The organism is Candidatus Krumholzibacteriia bacterium (genome assembly GCA_029865265.1).
GTDB lineage: Bacteria > Krumholzibacteriota > Krumholzibacteriia > WVZY01 > JAKEHA01 > JAKEHA01.
This window is the reverse complement of record JAOUHG010000028.1, coordinates 1-20,471: the sequence shown is the minus strand read 5'-3', so window position 1 is coordinate 20,471 and position 20,471 is coordinate 1. Positions and strand designations below refer to the sequence as shown.

19 protein-coding genes and 1 pseudogene are annotated in these 20,471 nt (G+C 65.4%); 15 read left to right on the top strand and 5 right to left on the bottom strand.

Going from position 1 to position 20,471, the window contains the following annotated elements:
- The first annotated feature begins 11 nt into the window (after window positions 1-11).
- The 6 genes and pseudogenes from OEX18_11745 (at window position 12) to OEX18_11720 (ending at window position 8,959) form a co-directional block, all read left to right on the top strand.
- Window positions 12-455, top strand: coding sequence for a zinc-ribbon domain-containing protein (locus tag OEX18_11745; GenBank protein MDH4337934.1), 444 nt, complete (start codon window positions 12-14; stop codon window positions 453-455).
- Window positions 455-1,408 carry a class II fructose-bisphosphatase gene (gene glpX / locus OEX18_11740; protein MDH4337933.1) on the top strand — a complete coding sequence of 318 codons (954 nt, stop codon included), beginning with the start codon at window positions 455-457 and terminating at the stop codon, window positions 1,406-1,408. The genes OEX18_11745 and glpX overlap by 1 nt, the downstream gene beginning before the upstream one ends.
- Before the next feature lie 42 nt (window positions 1,409-1,450).
- On the top strand, window positions 1,451-2,791 hold the full coding sequence (locus OEX18_11735; GenBank protein MDH4337932.1) for a replication-associated recombination protein A: 1,341 nt from the start codon (window positions 1,451-1,453) through the stop codon (window positions 2,789-2,791).
- A gap of 69 nt (window positions 2,792-2,860) precedes the next feature.
- Entirely contained in the window at window positions 2,861-5,770 is a 2,910-nt protein-coding gene (locus OEX18_11730) for a PD-(D/E)XK nuclease family protein (protein MDH4337931.1), read from the top strand.
- Window positions 5,743-8,820, top strand: a complete 3,078-nt coding sequence (locus tag OEX18_11725) for an ATP-dependent helicase (protein MDH4337930.1) — start codon at window positions 5,743-5,745, stop codon at window positions 8,818-8,820. The genes OEX18_11730 and OEX18_11725 overlap by 28 nt, the downstream gene beginning before the upstream one ends.
- 7 nt (window positions 8,821-8,827) lie before the next feature.
- Window positions 8,828-8,959, top strand: a pseudogene (locus OEX18_11720) (tyrosine-type recombinase/integrase).
- Window positions 8,960-9,787: 828 nt separating this feature from the next.
- Here OEX18_11720 and OEX18_11715 read toward each other — a convergent pair.
- Complete coding sequence (locus tag OEX18_11715; protein ID MDH4337929.1) at window positions 9,788-10,024, bottom strand: thioredoxin family protein; 237 nt, start codon at window positions 10,022-10,024, stop codon at window positions 9,788-9,790.
- A gap of 115 nt (window positions 10,025-10,139) precedes the next feature.
- Between OEX18_11715 and OEX18_11710 the strand changes: the two genes are divergently transcribed.
- From OEX18_11710 to OEX18_11695, 4 genes are all read left to right on the top strand, one after another.
- Entirely contained in the window at window positions 10,140-10,559 is a 420-nt protein-coding gene (locus OEX18_11710; GenBank protein ID MDH4337928.1) for a helix-turn-helix transcriptional regulator, read from the top strand.
- Between the two features lie 76 nt (window positions 10,560-10,635).
- Entirely contained in the window at window positions 10,636-11,016 is a 381-nt protein-coding gene (locus OEX18_11705) for a hypothetical protein (protein ID MDH4337927.1), read from the top strand.
- 88 nt (window positions 11,017-11,104) lie between these two features.
- On the top strand, window positions 11,105-12,334 hold the full coding sequence (locus tag OEX18_11700) for an alpha/beta hydrolase (GenBank protein ID MDH4337926.1): 1,230 nt from the start codon (window positions 11,105-11,107) through the stop codon (window positions 12,332-12,334).
- A gap of 10 nt (window positions 12,335-12,344) precedes the next feature.
- A complete protein-coding gene (locus OEX18_11695) occupies window positions 12,345-13,295 on the top strand; it encodes a hypothetical protein (protein MDH4337925.1) in 951 nt (316 codons plus the stop codon).
- A 66-nt stretch (window positions 13,296-13,361) separates the two neighbouring features.
- On the opposite strand, the gene OEX18_11690 is transcribed toward OEX18_11695, so the two are convergent.
- The 4 genes from OEX18_11690 to OEX18_11675 all read right to left on the bottom strand — a co-directional run bounded on the left by OEX18_11690 (window position 13,362) and on the right by OEX18_11675 (window position 15,528).
- Window positions 13,362-13,706, bottom strand: coding sequence for a type II toxin-antitoxin system PemK/MazF family toxin (locus OEX18_11690; GenBank protein MDH4337924.1), 345 nt, complete (start codon window positions 13,704-13,706; stop codon window positions 13,362-13,364).
- 4 nt (window positions 13,707-13,710) lie between these two features.
- A complete protein-coding gene (locus OEX18_11685; protein ID MDH4337923.1) occupies window positions 13,711-13,950 on the bottom strand; it encodes a ribbon-helix-helix domain-containing protein in 240 nt (79 codons plus the stop codon).
- Window positions 13,951-14,012: 62 nt separating this feature from the next.
- Window positions 14,013-14,708, bottom strand: a complete 696-nt coding sequence (locus OEX18_11680) for an HAD family phosphatase (GenBank protein MDH4337922.1) — start codon at window positions 14,706-14,708, stop codon at window positions 14,013-14,015.
- The gene (locus tag OEX18_11675) at window positions 14,701-15,528 is read right to left on the bottom strand and encodes a hypothetical protein (GenBank protein ID MDH4337921.1); all 828 of its coding nucleotides are present in this window, start codon (window positions 15,526-15,528) and stop codon (window positions 14,701-14,703) included. Before OEX18_11675 ends, OEX18_11680 begins: the two co-directional genes overlap by 8 nt.
- Window positions 15,529-15,734: 206 nt before the next feature.
- On the opposite strand from OEX18_11675, the gene OEX18_11670 reads away from it, so the two are divergent.
- The 5 genes from OEX18_11670 to OEX18_11650 all read left to right on the top strand — a co-directional run.
- The gene (locus OEX18_11670; GenBank protein MDH4337920.1) at window positions 15,735-16,721 is read left to right on the top strand and encodes a MoxR family ATPase; all 987 of its coding nucleotides are present in this window, start codon (window positions 15,735-15,737) and stop codon (window positions 16,719-16,721) included.
- 4 nt (window positions 16,722-16,725) lie between these two features.
- Window positions 16,726-17,646 carry a DUF58 domain-containing protein gene (locus OEX18_11665; GenBank protein MDH4337919.1) on the top strand — a complete coding sequence of 307 codons (921 nt, stop codon included), beginning with the start codon at window positions 16,726-16,728 and terminating at the stop codon, window positions 17,644-17,646.
- Between the two features lie 14 nt (window positions 17,647-17,660).
- Window positions 17,661-18,587, top strand: a complete 927-nt coding sequence (locus OEX18_11660) for a hypothetical protein (GenBank protein MDH4337918.1) — start codon at window positions 17,661-17,663, stop codon at window positions 18,585-18,587.
- On the top strand, window positions 18,584-19,573 hold the full coding sequence (locus OEX18_11655; GenBank protein ID MDH4337917.1) for a VWA domain-containing protein: 990 nt from the start codon (window positions 18,584-18,586) through the stop codon (window positions 19,571-19,573). Before OEX18_11660 ends, OEX18_11655 begins: the two co-directional genes overlap by 4 nt.
- The coding region (locus OEX18_11650; GenBank protein MDH4337916.1) for a VWA domain-containing protein at window positions 19,574-20,471 on the top strand (898 nt) is incomplete at its 3' end. It lies immediately after the preceding gene.

Here is a 20,471-nt window from a genome sequence, read left to right as displayed (position 1 = left end):
GGCGGTAAACCATGTACTGCAAATATTGCGGACGTGAGGTCGACGACAAGGCCGAACTCTGTGTCCATTGCGGGCGGCGCATTCGAAGTTCCGTTTCCGCAGTCATCACCGACAGCGAACTCACCCGGCTCAAGCCCCAGCGTGAGCCCAAGAGCCCGGGGCTGGCCGGGTTCCTCGGTTTTGTATTGTCGTGGCTCCTGATGGGCCCGGTGGGCTACATCTACCTCGGTCAGTGGAACTGGTTCTTCATCACGCTCGTCATCTCCGTTCTCGTCTACATCCTTACCTTTGGGGTCGCCTACGCGTTGTTCCCGTTCGTGTTCGCATTCCACCAGTACCAGATGGCGCGCGAACTCAACGAGATGATCACACCCAGGCAGACGCCCGCTTCTGATGAGCCGGGCCAGGCTGCGGGCGGCGCGGAACCGACCCACACGCCATACTCGCAGGATTGATGGAACGAAACCTCGCGCTGGAACTCGTCCGGGTAACGGAGGCGGCTGCGCTCGCCTCCGCACGCTGGATGGGCAAAGGCGACAGCGAGGCGGCGAGCCGTGCGGCCAACGAGGCGGTCACGGTGGTGATGGGCTCGGTGAAGATGATCGGGCACATCGTGATCGGTGACACGCACCTCGCCTCGCCGCCGGCCGGCAAGCGTGCGGCCGGCGGGGGAGATGTTCCCGAGGTCGACGTCGCCATCGACGCGTTGCAATCCATCGAATCGGTCGCTCTGGGGCGTCCCTACGCGATATCCACCATCGCCGTGTCCAACCCGGATTCGTTCCTGAAGCCGCCCGTGCCCTACATGAACAAGATCGCGGTGGGTCCGGACGCGGCGGGCAGCGTGGACATAAGGAAGAGTCCGCTCGACAACCTGGTCAACATCGCGGCGGCCAAGCGTTGCTACGTGGAGGATCTCACCGTCTGCATCCTGGCCCGTGATCGTCACCGTGCACTCATCGAGGATGTACGATCCGCCGGTGCGCGCATCCTGCTGGTCTCCGACGGCGACTTGACGGCCATGCTCGCCACGGTGGTTCCGGCAAGCGGCGTTGACGTGGTCATGGGCATCGGCGGCAGTGCGGAGGGCGTTCTGGCCGCGGCCGCCTTGCAGTGCGTGGGCGGTGACCTGCAGGCGCAGTTCCACCCGCGCGACGACGCCGAAGGGGAGAAGATGCGCGAAGCGGGTTTTGCCAGCCGCGATCGCGTGCTGCGTACCGTGGACCTGGTGCGGGGCGCGAACACGATGTTCGCCGCCACCGGTGTCACCAACAGTGACGTGCTGCCGGGCGTGCAGTTCGTGCCCGGTGGTGCCATTACGCACTCGCTGGTGATGCGCAGCGCCTCGGGCACGGTACGCCACATCAAGGCGCACCATCGGTTTGACCGCAAGCCCGTATATCGTTAGCGCCGCTATGCGGCGCTAACGCCTGCCGATTGGGACGACACGATGAGCGATTCCTTTGAGCTCCTCCCCGAGAATTCATCCCGCCACGACTCCGCCCGCCCCACGCCGCTCGCCGACCGTATGCGCGCACGCGACCTCGACGAGTTCGTGGGGCAGGAGAAGATCGTTGGGCCCTCCACGTTACTGCGTCAGACATTGGAAGCCGGCGTCATTACCCAGTCGATGATCCTGTGGGGGCCACCCGGCTGCGGCAAGACCACGCTGGCGCGGCTGATCGCGGCGCGCGTGAAGAACCGATTTGTCCCCTTCAGCGCGGTCACCTCCGGCATCGCCGAGGTCAAGCGTGTCATCGCCGACGCGCGCAAGCTGCGCTCGGTGGATCCGCATCCGCTGCTGCTGTTCGTCGACGAGATCCACCGCTTCAACCGCGCCCAGCAGGACGCGTTTCTCCCGCACATCGAGGACGGCACCATCGTCTTCATCGGCGCCACCACCGAGAACCCCAGCTTCGAGGTCATCGGGCCGCTCCTGTCGCGCTCGCGCGTGTTCGTGTTCGAGATGCTGGGGCCGGAGCAGGTGACCGACATTCTGCGCCGGGCGCTCGCGGACCGCGAGCGCGGACTGGGAGAGGCGAAGATCGAAGCCGAAGACGGCGTGCTGGAAATGATCGCCGACGTGGCGCAGGGTGACGCGCGCGTGGCGCTGAACGCGCTGGAGTACGCCAGCTCGGTGATCCAGCACCAGCCGCAGCCCAGGCGCCTGACGAAGGTGCTGGCGATGGACGCGTTGCAGCGGCGCACCCTGTCCACCGACCGAGCCGGCGAGTCGCACTACAACCTCATCTCGGCGCTGCACAAGAGCCTGCGCGGCGGGGACACCGATGCATCGCTGTACTGGCTGGCACGGATGTGCGAGGCGGGGGAGGATCCGGTGTACATCGCGCGGCGCCTGGTGCGTTTTGCGTCCGAGGATGTCGGCAACGCCGACCCGCAGGCGCTGGTGGTGTCCATCGCCGCGCGCGACGCGGTGGAGTTCATCGGCTACCCGGAGTGCAAGCTGGCGCTGGCACAGTGCGTCATCTATCTCGCCCTCGCAGAAAAGAGCAACGCCATCTACACGGCGTACGGGAAGGCCGCCGACGTGGTGAACAACACGCCGCCGCACCCGGTGCCGCTGCACATCCGCAACGCGCCCACGCCGATGATGAAGGACCTTGGCTACGGCAAGGACTATGTCTACCCGCACGACCACCCGGACGCCGCGCCGCAGGACTTCCTGCCCGACGCGCTACGCGGTTCGCGTTTCTACCACCCGCGCGAGGCGGGCTTCGAGGCCGAGCTCAAGCAGCGCCTGGAGGCGTTCCGCAAGCGCCGCAGCGGTTGACCTCCGCCAAAAAACCGCCCCCCGCGCGCCGCACTTCGAGTACCATGCGGATCGAGCACCCATCGATCCATGCAACTCGCACCCGCCATCAAGAATTACCTGCTGGCCGCGCCCGGACACAGGCGTGTCATCGGCCCGCCGGGCAGCGGCAAGACGACGCTGCTGGTGGAACGCTACCGCGCACTCATCGCGCGCGGACGCCGGCCGGGGATCATCGCATTCGGACGCGAGCAGCAGGAGCGCCTGCTGGACCTGGTGCTGCCGCCCGGCGCGGTGCACCTGGGGCCCAGCCCGGTGACGACCCACGCGCTCATCGCATCGGCGCTTCTTGATGCCAGCCGTCCCGGCCGCACACGCACATTGCGCGACGTCGACGAGCTGCTCGTGCTGGGAAGACTCCTGCGCCGCGAGCCGTCGCTGCTTTCAAGCGACCTCTCGCGCATCGCGGGATCGCCAACGTTTCTGCGCGACCTGGTGGAATCGGTTCACGCGCTGGCGCAACACGGTCTGACACCCGCCGCCGCGAAGCAATGCGCGCACACCACGAACAACCCGCGCATCCGCGACGTGTTCAACGTGTATCGCCGCTACCGCGAAGTGTGCGACGACCGTGGCCTGGTGACGTTCTACGACGCGGCGTGGCGCGCGGCGGAGCGCTTTGACGCGGGTGGCATTGCCTCGCCGTTGGCCGGCTTCCATGTGGTCCTCATCGACGACTTCCACGACCTCGACCCGGGCCAGTATCGGCTGCTCACGAGCTTGTTGCCGCCGGGCGGCGCCACCACGATCGAAGTGTTCGGGGATCCCACCGGCGCGCGCTTCGCCTTCCGGGGGACGAGTGATCGCCATCTGGAGCGCCTCCGGCGCGACCGTGCAACAACAGACTTCGAGCTGAGCGCACCCCAGAGCCCCGACGTCGCGTTGAACCAGACGATCGCAAGTCTCGTTACCCTCACCTCCCGCATCGCCCCGGCGCCTTCTTCCCCGGACCTTCCGCTGTTCGCGAACGCAATCCCGCGCGACTCACACGCTGTACGTCCCGCATGGCCATGCGAGGCGTCCCTCGTCATCGCCGACGACGAGATCGCCGAGGCGCAGGCCATCGCCGCGCGCATCCGCACCGCACTCGATCAGGGCACCGCGCCGCGCGACATCGCGGTGATTGCGCGCGACCCCGCGCGCTATCGTTCGGCGCTCGCGATGGCGTGCTACGAGTGGGGCGTTGCGCTGGACGCCGGCGGCGACGGGAACGGGGCGGTGGAGGACTTCGTTCGGTCGCTGCTGGGCGCGCTCGGAGCCGACAACGACGGCCGCTTTGGCGAATCACTGGCCACGTCGCCCTTTTACCCGCCGCTCAGCGGCGGGATGGACGGCGACGAACTCGTGCGCGCGCTCAGGCGCGACTACGCACAGCGCGGTGGTGGCTTCGACCTGGAGCGCCTCGTGCACGAGCGCGTGGTGCCCCTGCTGGCGCAGGGAGACGCCGTCTCGCGCGCGTCACTCGCGGAAGTGGCCGATGAGTGGCGCCGCTACGGAGAGGTGGTCGGCCACGCCGGAGGCGGGGCGTCACTGGACGAGTTCCGCTTTGTCTATCTCGGCGAGCCGGTTCACCGGCTCGCCGCGACGGGTCGTGTCGCGTTCCTCTCGCCGCGGGAAGCCAGCGGACGCTCGTTCCGTACCGTCTTCGTATGTGGCTGCGCGGAAGGTTACTTCCCGGCCGCCGACGTTCGCGATGGCTACATCTCCATGGCGGCGCTCGCGCGGGCACTGGAACCGGTGAACCCGGACGCCGCCGCGGATCTCGCCGCGCGCGTGGACGAGACAAAGGTGGAGCGCGTGGAGAACGCCCTCCTTTTGACCGCCCTCACGCGGGCGCGCGAGTCAATCACCATTCTCTGTCCCGCGAAAATCGCCGGTGAGGCCACCCTGCCCGCACGTGTCCTCGCCGCGGACGAACGCCCGTTCACCGCCGAAACCACCGGCCGCGTGACGTCTCCCTGCGCGCGCGCCGCCGCCGCGGTGGCCATGTCGCCGGGCGGTGAAGCAACCGCCGCGAAACTGCGCGAGTTCGACGCACTCGCGGGGTGGTGGACGTCGCCGCCGCCGCCGGAACGGCTGCCGGCGATCGCATCGTTCACCATGAGCCCGTCCAAGCTCAACTCGTACGCGCGCTGTCCACGGCAGTTCTTCTACCGCAACGTGCTGAGAATCGAGGAACCCGAGTCCATCTACCTGCGCGTGGGATCCCTGGTGCACGAGGCGCTCAAGGAAATCATCCCGGTGGGAGCCACGGGCGATGAAGTGCGCGCCGCACTGGGCCACGCGGGAACGCGCGAGATCGCCGAGCGCCTGGTGTCGAAGGAGATGGGGGATGCCGGCGTCTGGATGCGCGACCTCTCCGTCCACTACCTGGAGGGCATGCTCACGCACGTGGCGGAGCTGGAAGCGCAACGCGAGGGCAGCTACCGCGTGCGGGTGCAGGAGGAATCCGTTGAGACATCCATCGAGGGAATGCCCATGCGGGGGCGATTCGACCGCATCGACGATGTGGGCGGACTGGGACCGGTGATCATCGACTACAAGACATCGGGAACCATCTCGAAGACGTACCCCACGCTGATCGACAAGATCGAGACCGACTACTGGCAGATCCCGGCCTATGCCACCATGGCCGCCTCCACCGGCCGCGCCGCGGCCAGCTTCGTTTACTACGTGCTTCCCCCGGGGGAGCCGGGGCTGGCGGTGGGTGTGCAGCTCGCGCCCGGCGGTCGTCCCGCGCCGATTCCACTGGGCAAGCGGCGGCCCCACCGCTATGGACCGGTGGACGCCGGCGTCATCGTCGCGGCCATGGCGCACGCGGTCGAGACCCACCGCACAATCGTGGAAGGCGAGTGCCGCTACGAACGCACCGCCAACACCACCATCTGTCCCAACTGTCATTTCGCGAGGATATGTCAACGAAGCAGAGCATCGAACTGAACGACGCGCAGCGCAGCGCCGTCGACGCCGCTATCGCCGATCCCACCAATGTGGTGGCCGGTGCGGGCACCGGCAAGACCAGCGTGCTGGTCGAACGCTACCTCAAGCTGGTCACAGACGGCGTACCCATCGAACGGCTGCTGGCGCTCACCTTCACGCTCAAGGCCGCGGGCGAGATGCGCGAGCGCGTGCGCCGCGCCATCGCGGTGCGCCATCCCGACCTCGCGCGGCGCATGTCGAACGCCTGGATCATGAACTTCCACCAGTTCGGCTACCGTTTCATCAAGGAGAATGCGCCGGCGCTTGGCATCGATCCCGGTGTGGACGTGGTGTCGATTGCGGAGTTCGAGCGCATCAAGCGCGCGCTGCGTGCGCGCTTCGAGAGCGGCCACATTCCCGGCGTGCCGGCGGACTTCGGCGGCGAGCCCCCGCCGCCCACCAGGCTGGGGTCGCTCTTCGACAACCTCATGAACGTGGTGCACCAGTGCCGCAGCATCATGCTGGCCCCCGGAACCCTGCGAACGCTGGTCACAAAGGACGACCATCCCGCCTACATCGCGCGCGTGGACACGGTGATCGCGCTGGCGGACGAGTACGAGGTGGAGTTGCAGCGGCGCGGACTACTGGACTTCAGCGACATGATCACCATCCCCGCCCGCGCGCTGCAGGAAGACACCGCCCTCGCGGCGGGCTACCGCGACGCGTTCGACCACATCCTGGTGGACGAATTCCAGGACACCAGTGCCGCACAGAACGAGCTGCTGCGCTCGCTCTCCGGCGGCGACTTCTCGTGCGTCACCGTGGTGGGGGACATGAAGCAGTCGATCTACCGCTGGCGCGACGCGCGCGTGGAGAACATCAAGGAGTTCCCAGACCCGAAGCCGAAGGAACTCACCGTCAACTATCGCTCCTACCAGCCCATCCTCGACCTCGCGCACGCGCTGGTCATGAACGATCCCGACCTCGCGCACGCGGCCGTCCCGCTCACCGCGCACCGCGAGGGTGGAGACGCGAGCGTGCTCCTGTTTCATCCCGAGTATGGCGCAGAGCGGCACGACGACGAGGCGGAGGCGCTGGGCGCGTGGGTGGACCACCTGCTGGGGCGAACGCCCGCACCCGGTGCATGGAAGCTGGACCCGGTTGAACAGCTGCTGCAGCCCCACGACATCGCCATCCTGCTGCGCCGCTTCGCCAGCAGCAAGCTCATGCCCGCCATTGAGCGCGTGTTCCAGCGCCGCGGCATCCCCTTCGCCATCGTGGGCGGCGCCAACCGCACCGAGGCGCGCGCACTGGAAAGCTGGCACGCACTCCTCTCGCTGCTCCTTCCCGGCAACCGCGACGTGGACCTGGTGGCGGTCCTGGAAGCACCGCCGTACCGTGTGAGCGAGGCATCGCTCGCGGAACTCTTCACAGACAACGACAAGTCGGCTTCGTCCAGCCCGCTCGAGTGTCTCGACGACGCGCGCATCGCACACGTTACCGACCAACGCGACGCCACCATCATGCGCGACCTGCGCGCGGGCATCCACGAGGCACGGGAGGTGTGGAGGAAACAGGGCTTCCGCGAGTTCCTCGTGGGGTCCATCGAGAACAGCCCGCTGCGCACGCGCCTCATGCGCGACGGCACCCAGCCCGCCGCCGTGGACGAACTCCTGCGCGAGCTGCTCGACCTGACCGACGGCCTCGCGCGCCGCGGCGAGTTGAACCTCGCCACCTTCCTCGACCACCTGCGTGCGAGCCTCGACGAGCGCAAGTTCCGCGAGGATGGCGAGGCGGCACTGCCGCGGGGCCGCGTGGCGGTGATGACCGTCCACCAGGCCAAGGGCCTCGAGTTCCCCGCGGTTGCCGTCGTGGGCGTGGTGGACACGCCGTCGCGCGGCGAGGGCTTCCTCGTGTCGCGCGAGAGCGGCCTGTACTTTGGCGGGGACAGCGGAAAGAACTGGAACCGTGAGAAGAAGCAGGCGGAGAACCACGATCACGAGAAGCGCATGGAAGACATGGAGGAGCGCTGCGTGCTCTACGTGGCCCTCACCCGCGCACGCGACCACCTGTGGGTGAGCGCTTCCAGCGTGGAAGGGAAGAAGCTGCTCAAGAGCGACTCCCGCGACTGGCTCTTCACCGAACTGATCGAGAGCGCGCGTAGACTGAACCTCGCGCAAGAGATCCGCGAGGCCCCGGCCAGCACAGAACCCGGGGCACCACAGCACCCGGTCCCGAACCAGACTGGCCAGATTGCAGAACACCTGCTCAACGAATGGGTGAACCTGCGCGCACGCAACGAGCAGACACCCGACAGTCCGCTGGCGGACGGCATCGTCACCGTCACCTGGTCCGACCTCGCCGCCTTTGCCCGCTGCCCGCTCCAGTTCCAGATGAGCCGCGAGGCGGCCCATCGAGAGGGAGACCTCGAGGAACCCGGCGAGGCGCGTTCCATCGAGCGTGGCAACTCCTCCGTACCGCCCGCCGTCAATCCCCGGGACTTCGGCGTGTTCGTCCACGAGATCCTGCAGCGTACCGCGACCGGCGAGGGCCTCGACGCGGCCCTCGGGGCGGCCGCAAGCCGCTATGACTTCGGGAAGCACCAGGCAACCGCCACACGCGCTGCACGAGTGCTGGTGGAGCAGGCCATCGCCGCCGGGGTCGCCGGCCCCGGCGAAGGTGTCCGCACCGAACTCCCCTTCGCCATCCGCCTCGACCGCATCATCGTCCGCGGAACCATAGACAGGATTGACACGACTCCCGCCGGCACCGTCATCACCGACTATAAGGTGGGGGACCCCAGCGACGACCACGCCTGGCAGGTGCAAACCTACGCGTGGGCCGCACAGCGGGCAGGCATGGAGCCACCCGTCACCGCGCGCGTGACCTATCTCCGCGATACCGGAGCCGACCCGGTGGACGTGCCGATGGACCAGGACATCGAGCGCATCACCGCAACCCTGGAGACCGCCGTCGCTTCGCGCGCGTTCCCGGCGAAGCCCGGAGCACCCTGTTCCGCGTGCGCGCACCGGGGCGTATGCGAGTTCGTAGCGCAGGTTCCGGAAGGGTGAGCCGGATCTGCTGGAATCCGGCGCGGACATCCGGACCATCCAGGAGCTCCTCGGACATCGGGACGTGACCACCACCATGATCTATACGCACGTGATCAACAAGGGCGGGCTCGGCGTCAAGAGCCCGCTGGACCGGTGATGACGGACGTTCGCAGCGTTTCACTTGTTAGGCTGCGGGTTACGCAGTACTATTGGTGGCACAAGCGTCAGACCCGTTATCGCGACGGCAGTTACATCGCCGCCTATTGAATTAGTCTGCGAGACCGGGGCGGTAGAAGTGCAGTAGAAGAATAGTTCAGGACGACAAACTGTTATCCATGATCCAAGTCCGAGACAGCGAGGAGCGGCTTGATATCGTCACTCCGATGCCTCCGGGAAAGCGGCTTCTCTTTGCGCTGCTCGCTCTCTTTCCTCTGCTCGCGCCATATGAGTTGATGTTGCGCGCCCAATGGACTGACTACCGACACCCGTTGTTTCTGCTCGCTGCGATTGTTTCCGTGGGTGCTATCGCCTTGGGCGCACTTTTCGTTTTCGCTGCAGTTGCCGGACTGAGTTCTCGGATGATTTTCGATGCAAGGCGCTCGACATTCACGTACTCGGAGGGCGCCCCTCTTGTCCCACGGCGTACGCTGGAGTTACCGCTGTCTTCGCTTGAGTGCGTTCAGGTTCGGACCCATGAATGGAGCGAGGGGGCTCCCAGCTACTCACTGATGGTCAAGATGTCTGACGGTGCCACGTTCGAGTCTGGCTCCTCGTCGTCGCGTCAAGAAGTGGAGCATGACAAGACTCGAATAGTGCTTCTGCTGGACCGGGCACAACGATTCCAGCGGTCGGCGCTCGGCGCCGCCGCTGAACCGAAGCGTTAGGCGACCCGAGGAATGACCGATGACTCAGCTTGATTCGACTCCGGGGCTCAGAGCGCATGGAGGGGCGCTTCCGCCCCTCCATGCATGCGCTAGGCCGGCGGTCACTTGAGGGCGGACAGGTCGGCGCCGAAGTTGATATGAAAGACTTTGCCATCCAGCGCGAGCGCGGGGACGGACTTGATGCCGAGCTTCTCCGCTTCCGAGACGCGTCCCTTGGTCGTCCCGAGATGCACGACCTCGACATCGAAGCGGTTCCTGTCCAGTGCTGCGAGCACCGACTGTTCGGCGCTGACGCACACGGGGCATCCGGCGTGGTAGAATACGGCTTTCTTCTTCATGATTCTGCTCCTTTGGTTTCGAACGGTTCGCGGCGGGCTCGCGCCACCCACACGACAGGATGCGCTGCCCGCGCGCTCCTGCCAAGAAGGCACCTTTTGGTAAGGTAGGTACACGATGGTCCACGACGATTCGTCCGCTCATCCGATTATTGCGGCCGCCGAGGCCAAGGCCATTCCCGTCGCCTCGATGGTCGAGAGCATCGTCGGATGCAAATGGTCCGTAGGACTGCTCCGGCTTCTCGCCGACGGATGTAGTCGGCCCAGCGCCATCCTTCGGGCCTCCACGGGTCTGTCCGCAAAGGTAATGAACGAGCGCCTGCGCAAGATGCTTCGCTTCGGCATCGTGAGTCGCACCGTGTTCGGCGACAAGCCGCCCGTCGAAGTCGAGTATGTGCTCACGCCCTTCGGCCGTCGCTTCATAGGGATCATCGAAGAAGTTCGCCGGCTGCAGGAGGCCGTTGACCGTGGGGCCATCTCGGAGACTGCGGTGATGCGGAAGGAGGCGGCCCCGCGCGATCGCCTAACCAGCCGATGAAGCTGACGGTCGCCTAATGCGCCCGCAGCTTATCGGTACGACGTTAGGCGGCTCTTCGAAACACGGATATGACCTCATGCCAACCGGCTGGAATATATCAGTGCATCGGCAGGTGAATGGCGGCGCTGTCCCGGCAACGTTCGGTGCGGAGCTCGGGGAAACACCGGCGGTCTGGCAAACCGACTTCCTGGGTCTGAGCTGGCTCGACGCACTGGTACGTGAGAACCTGGCGATCAATCTCGGCGGGAATGGCTATCCCATGGAGTTCACCGCGAGGGCTTCGCAGATAATCCCGCAACTTCGGCGTAAACCACCAGGATCGAGAGATCCCTGGGCAGCCGATTCCCACGATATACTTGGGCATGAGTGGCTCGGAAAGACGACCAAGTCCCCGGAAGTAATCTCCGCCTGTGATCCCGAAGAATGGCTCGTCGTGCAGGCGTGGGACGAGAGCTAGTAGATCTCAGCGGCTTGACTTGCAAGCGCACGGCGGCACAGCAGCTTCGGTAGCTTGCGACGCGCAAAGAAGAGGAGAACCTGGCTTAATGCGTTATTCGACCAGTCGAAGGGTCAGTCCGAAACTCGTGATCCTGATGTTGTCGCTACTGCCCCTGCTCATTATCCCGCTCATTATTACTTCGTGTCGAGGCGATGCCAGCCAGGATGGGAATGCTCGAGGGGCGACCACGGCGACGCTGGGACCAGAGGAGGAAGTCCGCTTCACGAACGGATCAACCAGTCTTGCGGGCACCCTGTTCTGGCCGGCCGAGAAAGCCGACTGCCCGGCGGTCGTGGTGCTCGCAGGGAGCGACAGGAGCGAACGTGGCGGATTGCGGACCGCGATCGCAAGACACTTCGCATCTCATGGCGTGGCGGCAATGGTCTACGACAGCCCCGGGACGGGCTCTTCAAGCGGGAACGCGCTGCTTCAGAGTAGCGTTGATCGAGTCGCCGAAGCGCTATCCGCCGTCGCCTACCTTCGAAGTCTGACCGGCATTCGTTCCACGGCGGTTGGCCTCTTCGGAGGTAGTGAAGGAGCGAACATCGCGCTGATGGCCTGTGCGGGGGACGCCGGAGTGGCGTTCGTGATCCCTGTGTCGAGCTCGCTGGGTGTGTCGCTTCTCGACATCCTGAGATACAGCGCCGAAAAGAAGGGTTACCAGCAGGGACTCACCCCCGACGAAATCGCGCAGGCGACGACGTTCAAGGAGATCGCGTTCGTGCTGTTGAGTGGCGTAGAAATTGTCGAATGGCCACTGATCGAATCGAGAGTGAGGCAATGGGATGACGCCCCCTGGCTGGCGCTCATCGATCTTGCCAGGCAACGTGGAAGAGCGTTGACTCAGGCGGAGAAGGAAGCGTTCCTGGACACATTCAGGACGATCATCGCGCGCTTTGAGACTCAACGATGGTTCGCCGTGGTGGATGTGGGCAATGCCGTCCAACGAATGCTCAGCCTGGATGCGAACGCGTTTTTTGGTCTTCTTGAGTCGGGGCGGTATTCCCGCGATTGGGAGAGGAGTCTCTGCTTTGGTGATGCGGAGATTCCATGTCCCGTGCTTGCCATCTGGGGGGAAGAAGACTCGTTTCTGCCGCCGCATCAGAGCGCGGCGAGGCTGAAGAAGTACCTGGTGGATTCTGGCCATTCCGACTATGAAGTGATTGTCTTTCCGGGTGCGAGTCATTTCCTGACCCTTCCGGGGCAGCGGGCGAACTTCGTGCCGGGTTATCTCGATACGGTGGTGAACTGGGTTGGCAAACGATTCGGCTCTTAAGGAGGATGATTTGAGACTGCTAATTCTGTTTGCCGCTGGACTGGTGTTGAATGGTGAATCGGTGGCTGTTTGGGCTCAGAAGCCACAAATGCTGGAGCCACAGCGGTTGACCAACGTCATCAACTCCTATCCCAGTCCATCGCCTGACGGGCGACGTGTTCTGTTTCAATCCAATCGCACGGGCCGCTCGGAAATCTACATCATGAATACCGATGGTAGTGGGCTGGCGCAACTCACCGACAAACCAGGCGACAACGTCACGCCCGTTTGGTCACCGGACGGAACGCAGGTAGCGTTTGCGGCAAGTCCGGGCGGCAACTCCGATATCTACGTGATGAATGCAGATGGCCGCGAATGGAGGAGGTTGACAGATCATCCCGGAGATGACTCACATCCACATTGGTCGGCGGACGGAAGCCGCATTGTTTTCAACTCTCCCCGTACGACCCCAGATCTCAACGCAGACTGGTCGAGTCAGTGGCACGAGATCTTCAGTATGAACGTCGATGGTACCGGTCTGCGCCAGCACACCAATCACCGCACGGTATGCACGTATCCCTCCTTTTCACCCGACGGTACCAAAATCGTCTACCGAAAGGTCACGGACACGCCTGCCTTTGCATGGGACCTCTCTGTCGGCCGGCGCAATTCCGAGGTGTTCGTGGCCGACGTAGACGGCTCGAACGAGGTCAACTTGTCGAACAATGCAGCATTCGACGGATGGCCGGTGTGGTCAGCGGACGGGAGGCAGATCGCCTTTGCATCGAACCGGGCCGGACCGGCGAATGTGGGGCAGCTTTACCTGGTCAACGTGGATGGAACGGGTCTTCGGCAGATAACGAGCGGACCGTGGTCCCACGCCCAACCGGCCTGGTCGTTTGACGGCAAGAGGATCTATGCTTACGAACATCAGGAGACAGAAGCCTATGAATTCGGTGACGTGGTGGTCTTCGACAGGTGAATGCATCGCCCTTCGTCGGCAACCATCTCTGGGTGACAAAGCTGGGGGAATCCGGATGGAACCGTATCACACGGTGAGCACGAGGCGGATGCCGGCGTCGACGCGGGCCATGAGCGCGTCGGGCAGAGAGGTGACGTGTTCAGTCAGGATGCGGCGGTCGATCGTGGCCAACTGGGAGACACTGACGACGGAGCCTTTTGACATTCCGCTCTGCGATGTCTCGAGGCGCACGTTGCCGGGTGCGCGGGCGAGGTCGAGGTTCGAGGTGATTGCCGCCACGATGACGGTACCGATGCGGCTGCTGTTGAACACATCACTCTGAATGACAAGTACGGGCCGCCGGTGCCCCGGCGCCGATCCCGTTGGCCGGGGCAGGGAGGCCCACCAGATGTCACCCCGCCGAAGCTCCACTGGCTCACCAGTCCTGGTCCGGAAGGATCGCCTGGCTGGCAACTTCGATGAGCGGGTCCAGGCCCCGGTTGTTCCAGACGCCGTACACGGCATCGAGACGCTCGCGAACGATGTCGCCACCCTTGCGTTCCAGGTACTGGGCGATCGCCCGCTGGTACAGCTCGCTCCGTGATATGCCCAGGCGCCGGGCCACCTTCTCGGCCGCTTCGAAGAGATTGTCGGGTACGGAGATAGCGGTCTTCATGGCAGAAGTATAACCATGAGTATGACCGCCGTCAAGGATCTGTCTCGGCGAAAGCAGCGCGCCTAGCCCGGGAAAGCGCGGCGCGCCAGCTCGGCCAGTTCCCTGTGCGAGTCCACCACCAGGTCGGCGCCGGGAAAGTCGATGCCCTTCGTCTCCCGCGTCCTCACCACGATGACGGGGATGTTGGCGGCGATCGCCGATCCCACGCCCTTCTCCGCGTCTTCGAACACCAGCGCCTCTTCGGGGCGCGCGTTCACCATTTCCAGCGCGTGCAGAAAGATGTCCGGCGCGGGCTTGGGCGCCGCCACCATGTCGCTGCCGGCGATGGCGGCAAAGGCATCGCTCAGCCCTTCGTTCTTGAGTACCGCCTCGATGTCACTCCGCACGGTGCCGCTGGCAATGGTGAGCGTTTTTCCAGCCGCGGCCAGCCGTTCCACCAGTTCGTGCGCCTCGGGGAAGAAACGGATGGTGCCGTTCCTGCAGTACTCGCTGAAAATGGGGCGCTTCTCGTCGCGAATGCGCTGCGGGTCGATGGGAAGGTGGTAGCGCTCCACCTCGCCCTTCGGCCCCAGGCCCAGCGAGGTCCAGTACTTGTAGTACTCGGTTTCGTCGATGACGTGACCGTACTTCCTGAACACGGCGCTGTAGGTTTCAAAATGGAAGCGCTCGCTGTCCACCAGCACGCCGTCGAAGTCGAAGATGACCACGCGCGCGCGGGTGAGTTCCGTGAATTTCGGGAGCCGCGCGTTGTCAGCCAAGATAGCGCGCCCCGTCGCGGAGCGGGATCATGCGGCGCACGAAACGGTAGATGGCGTAGCTCTCGATGATGAAGGGCATGAAGCCCAGGAAGCCCAGCACCGGCATCTCGAAGAGCTTCACGTGCCCCAGGTAGGGGACGTCGTACTCCCACTTGGCGAGCGCCCAGTAGTTCCAGAACTCCCACAGCACGCCGGCCACCAGCCCCGCCAAAAAGAAAACCGGCATGGAGCGGAAGCGGCCGGTGAAGAACTCGGAGAGAATCGAACGGTCGCCCAGGCGCCCGTTGATCGGATCCAGGAAGAATGCAAAGCCCACCCACACCAGCGGGGTCATGTAGGTGGACGGCCAGATGAAAGGAACCACCAGGCACGCGGCGCCGAAGACCACGAACGGCCAGAACACCGCGTCGGGCAGGCGCGGGTACACCGGTTCGTCGCTGCCGGGCAACATGTCCGAGAGGGTTTCGTAGATGAGGAACATCCCCGGCGAGATGGTGGCGAACGCCCACACGTAACCCGGGATCCGGATCAGCGGGTTCTCGGGCAGGTTGAGGTAGCGCCAGTTCTTCAGGAGCACGTTGTACCCCTCGAAGACCGCCCAGCTGCCCACCGAGATCGCGCACAGAATGACGAACTCCCGGAAATGGTCGGAGATGAGCGACGTGCCCCGGCGCTGCTTGCGCCACCCGTCCAGGAATAGAATGAGCCCGGTCCACTGCAGCGGCGTGTAATAGAGGCCGATGAAGCGGCCCGGGGTGACAAAGAGCAGGACCTGGAAGAGCACCATGGAGCCAAGGCCCACCCAACCGTAAGCAGGCATTCGACTTACGGCGCGGGCCGACGCCGCGGCGCGGCTTGACTTCGTGTGTTCCTGGGTTATCATGTGCGATCCGTCCGGTGGCCCCGCGGCCACCGGGGGAGACTAGCCGATCGGGTGGGGGGCGTGCAACCCGGTCGGAACCCCGGGGCAATCATCGCGTTAAATTCCGCAATGACCGGCGCATGGACGCCGGCGGAGGTTAATTGATGCAGTATGAGATTCAGGCGCTGAACGAGCGCGTGGAGCGCGAGGCGCGCTTCGTGCCCGTGCTCCAGAAGGCCATCCAGAACGTCATCGTCGGCCAGCGCTACCTGGTGGACCGGCTGCTGATCGGGCTGTTGTGCGACGGCCACGTGCTCATCGAGGGCGTGCCCGGGCTGGCCAAGACCCTGTCCGTCAAGACGCTGGCCGGGGCGGTGCGCACGTCGTTCCGGCGCATCCAGTTCACCCCGGACCTGCTGCCCGCCGACCTGCTCGGCACCGAGATCTACAACCCGCGCGACCACACCTTCTCCGCCAAGAAGGGCCCCATCTTCGCCAACTTCATCCTGGCGGACGAGATCAACCGCGCGCCGGCAAAAGTCCAAAGCGCGCTGCTCGAGTGCATGCAGGAGCGCCAGGTCACCATCGGCGACAAGACCTATCCGCTCGAGTTCCCCTTCCTGGTGCTGGCCACCCAGAACCCCATCGAGCAGGAGGGCACCTACCCGCTCCCCGAGGCACAGGTCGACCGATTCATGCTGAAACTCAAGGTCACCTATCCCGCGCGCGAAGAAGAGCGGCAGATCATGGAGGTGGTGACGGCGGGCAAGATGCCGGCGGTGGAGCCGGTCATCGATCCGGACGTGCTCAAGACCGCGCAGCAGGTGGTGCGCGAGATCTACATGGACGAGAAGGTGAAGGACTACATCCTCGACATCGTCTTCGCCACCCGCGACCCCGAGGCGTTCAAGCTAAACATCAAGCACCTCATCGGCTACGGCGGCTCGCCGCGCGCCACCATCTTCCTCGCGCAGGCGTCGCGCGCGCACGCGTTCCTGCGCGGGCGCGGCTACGTGACCCCGGAGGACGTGAAGGCGATCGCCTTCGACGTGCTGCGCCATCGCGTCATCGTCACCTACGAGGCGGAGGCCGAGGGGCTGGATTCGGAAGCGGTGCTGCAGCGAATCCTCGACCACATAGAGGTCCCCTGATCCCATGCGCGACGCCGATCGCAACCCGTCCTCAACCGAATCGTCCGAACGCAGCGTCGCCGAGGTCCTCAAGAAGGTGCGGCGCGTGGAAATCACGACGCGTCGGCTGGTCAACGACGTCTTCTCCGGCGAATACCACAGCGTGTTCAAGGGGCAGGGGATGGAGTTCGACGAGGTGCGCGAGTACCAGCCCGGCGACGACATCCGTGCCATCGACTGGAACGTCACCGCGCGCATGGGCGCGCCCTACATCAAGCGTTTCATGGAGGAACGGGAACTGGTGGTCATGTTCCTGCTCGACGTGAGCGCGTCGGGGCGCTTCGGTTCCGGCAACCAGACCAAGATGGACACCGCCGCGGAGATCTGCGCGGTACTCTCCTTCAGCGCCATCCAGAACCACGACAAGGTGGGGGCCATCGCGTTCACCGACCAGATCGAGGAGTTCATCCGTCCCGACAAGGGCAGGCGTCACGTGCTGCACGTGATCCGCGAGATCCTCTTCTACCAGCCGCGCGGTCACCGCACCGACGTGGCGCACGCGCTCGACTACCTGCTGCGCGTCTCCAAGCGCCGTGCCATCGTGTTCGTGGTGAGCGATTTCCTCTCGCCCGACTTCGAGCGGCCGCTGGCGATGGCGGCGCGCAAGCACGACGTGGTGGCTGTGTGGATCACGGATCCGCGCGAGGAACAACTCGCCGGGGGCGGGCTGGTGCGGGTGTGGGACCAGGAGAAGCAGGTGGAACGGGTGATCGACGTGGGATCCGCGCGCGCACGCGAACGCTACGCGCAACACGCGCGCCGGCGAGAGGAAGAACTCAAGGCGGCGTTCCGCAGGAACGGTGTGGACGTGGTGCGGGTGGAGGCGGGCCAGGATTACATCGTGCCGCTCTCGTTGTTCTTCAGGTCGCGGGCGAAGCGGAGGTGACCGGGGTGCGTCGCGTGGGTACATTCGCGATTGCGGCGCTGGCACTGCTCGCGTGCGCGCGTCTGGCGGGCGCGGAGGTGCGCGATGCGGGGTTTGCGGCGCGCGTGACCACGGGCGTAACCGCGGATACGGTGACGGTGGGGGAGCGGTTCGAGGTGACGTACGATCTTGCGTACGCCGACACGCTGACGCTGGTAGAACCCGTTCAGATCGATCCAGGGACGTGCCGGGTAGTTGATAGCAAGTGGGAACGTGCCCGCGGTGAAGCCGCGGGCGGGGGCGCCGTGCGTGTGCGGTTCATCCCGGTCAGCCTGGACTCCGTGCACGTGCCGGCGCAGGCGTTCGACTTCGTCACCCAGGACGGCGACACGCTGCGCGCGTGGTCGGACGCGGTGGATCTCGATATCCGCTACCTCTCGGCCGACTCGCAGGACCTGCGCCCGCTGAAGGAACAGTGGACCATGCCGCCCAACTGGCCGTTGTGGATCGCGCTGGGTGTGGCCGCGCTGGCGCTCGCCGCCGCGGGGGTGTGGTGGATTCGCCGCCGCCGCGCGCGCCGGACCGTCGGTGCGATTCCCGAGGTGCGCCTGCCGCCCGACTTCGTGGCGCTCGCCGAACTGGAACGTATCGCGGCCATGGGCCTCCCGGCGCGAGGCGAGTTCAAGCAGTTCTACACCCTGGTCACCGACGCCGTGCGGCGCTACCTGGAGGCGCGTTTTGGCGTGGAAGCGCTCGAGCGTACCACCTTCGAACTGCTCGACGATCTTGCGCGCCGCAGGCTGGACGTGGACGGACTGGCGGCGCTCCTGAACGAAGCGGATCTGGTCAAGTTTGCGAAGTACAAACCGGATGTCGCGCGTGCTGATGCGGCGATGAATCGTGCGCGCGATGTTGTCATTGGCACCACACCACGCGTCGTAAACGACACGCCGGGGCAATGATGTTTCGCTTTGCGCACCCATGGCTCCTCCTGTTGCTGCTGCTCCTGCCGGTGGTGTGCTGGCTCTCCCTGCGCAAGGGCCGCCGCCGCAGCGTGGCGTTTTCTTCCGTGGACCTGCTGCTCGGCGCCGGCCTGGAAGCGCCGTTGTGGAAACGCTACGGCGCGCTGGCGCTGCAGCTGGCGGTGCTGGCGCTGGTCATCGTGGGCGTTGCGCGCCCGCAGACCGGCCGCTCCAAGCACACCGAGTACGCGGAGGGGGTCGACATCATGCTGGTGCTCGACACCAGCGGCAGCATGCAGGCGCAGGACTTCGAGCCCCGGAACCGCCTGTTCGTGGCCAAGGAGGTGGTGAAGGAGTTCGTGGGCAAGCGCTCGCAGGACCGCATCGGCATGGTGGTGTTTGCCGCCGACGCCATCACCCAGTGCCCGCTTACGCTCGACTACGCGCTGCTCAACAAGCTGGTGGACGCGGTGGACTTCGGCATGCTGGACGACGGCACCGCCATTGGTGTTGCGCTTGCCACCGCGTGCAACCGGCTGCGCAGCAGCGAGGCCAAGAGCCGCGTGGTGATTCTGCTCACCGACGGCCAGAACAACGCCGGCATGGTGGACCCCACCACGGCGGCGCGCGTGGCCGCCTCACTGGGTATCAAGGTCTACACGGTGGGTGTGGGAACGCGCGGCCGCGCGCCCATGCCCATCGACGACCCGGTCTTCGGGCGCCGGCTGGTCTCGGTGGACGTCGACATCGACGAGCCCACCCTGCGGCGCATCGCCGAACTCACCGATGGCCACTACTTCCGCGCCACCGACCGCGAGGAACTGGTGGAGATCTACAACCGCATCGACCAGATGGAGAAGTCGAAGGTTGAGTCCGAGACGTACGTGGAATACACCGACCGCTTCATGTGGTTCGTGCTGCCAGCACTGGGGCTGTTCGTGCTCGAGCTGGGATTGTTGCAGACCGTGCTGCGGGAGACGCCGTAGATGATCGAGTTCGCGCGACCCGTCTGGTTGTGGGGATTGCTGGCGGTGCCGCTGGTGGCGGCGCTGCTGGCCATCGGCGTGCGCCGCAACCGCGCCGCGCTGGAGCGTTTCGTGGGTACCAGCCTCGTGAACAAGCTCGCGCCGGGCGCAAGCTGGCGGCGGCAGGCGGCCAAGGTAACACTCAAGGTGCTCGCGCTGGCCATGCTGCTGGTGGCGCTGGCCGGTCCGCGTTTCGGCAGCCAACTGGTCAAGGTGGAGCGCGAGGGAATCGACCTGGTCATCGCGCTGGACGTGTCGCTGTCCATGTTGGCCGAGGACGTCCAGCCCAACCGCATGGAACGCGCCAAACGGGAGATCGTCGACCTGGTGAACGGGCTGCAGGGCGACCGGGTCGGTCTGGTGGTGTTCGCGGGCGAGGCGGTGGCGCTGTGCCCGCTCACGGTCGACTACGACGCCGCCCTCATGCTGGCCCGGTCGGTCGATGTGTTTTCCGTGTCCGAGCCGGGATCGGCGCTGGCTGATGCCATCGAGGTCGCCACGGCGATGTTCGAGGGCTCACAGGGCGGCGACAAGGTGATCATCCTGATCACCGATGGCGAAAACCAGACCGGGGACCCCGACGCGGCCGCGCGGCTGGCGGCCGAGAATGGGATACGCGTGTATGCCATCGGGCTGGGCAACCCGAAAGGCGAGCTCATTCCGGAACGCGGACCCGATGGAACCGTAGTGGGATACAAGAAAGACGCGCACGGCGAGACGGTGCTGAGCCGGCTGGATGAGGCCACCCTGCAGCGGGTGGCGCAGGCCTCCGGCGGGCAGTATCTTCCCGCCACCAGCGACGGGCTGGAGATCCAGGCCGTGTACGACGCCATCGCCGGCATGCAGCGCAAGCTCATCA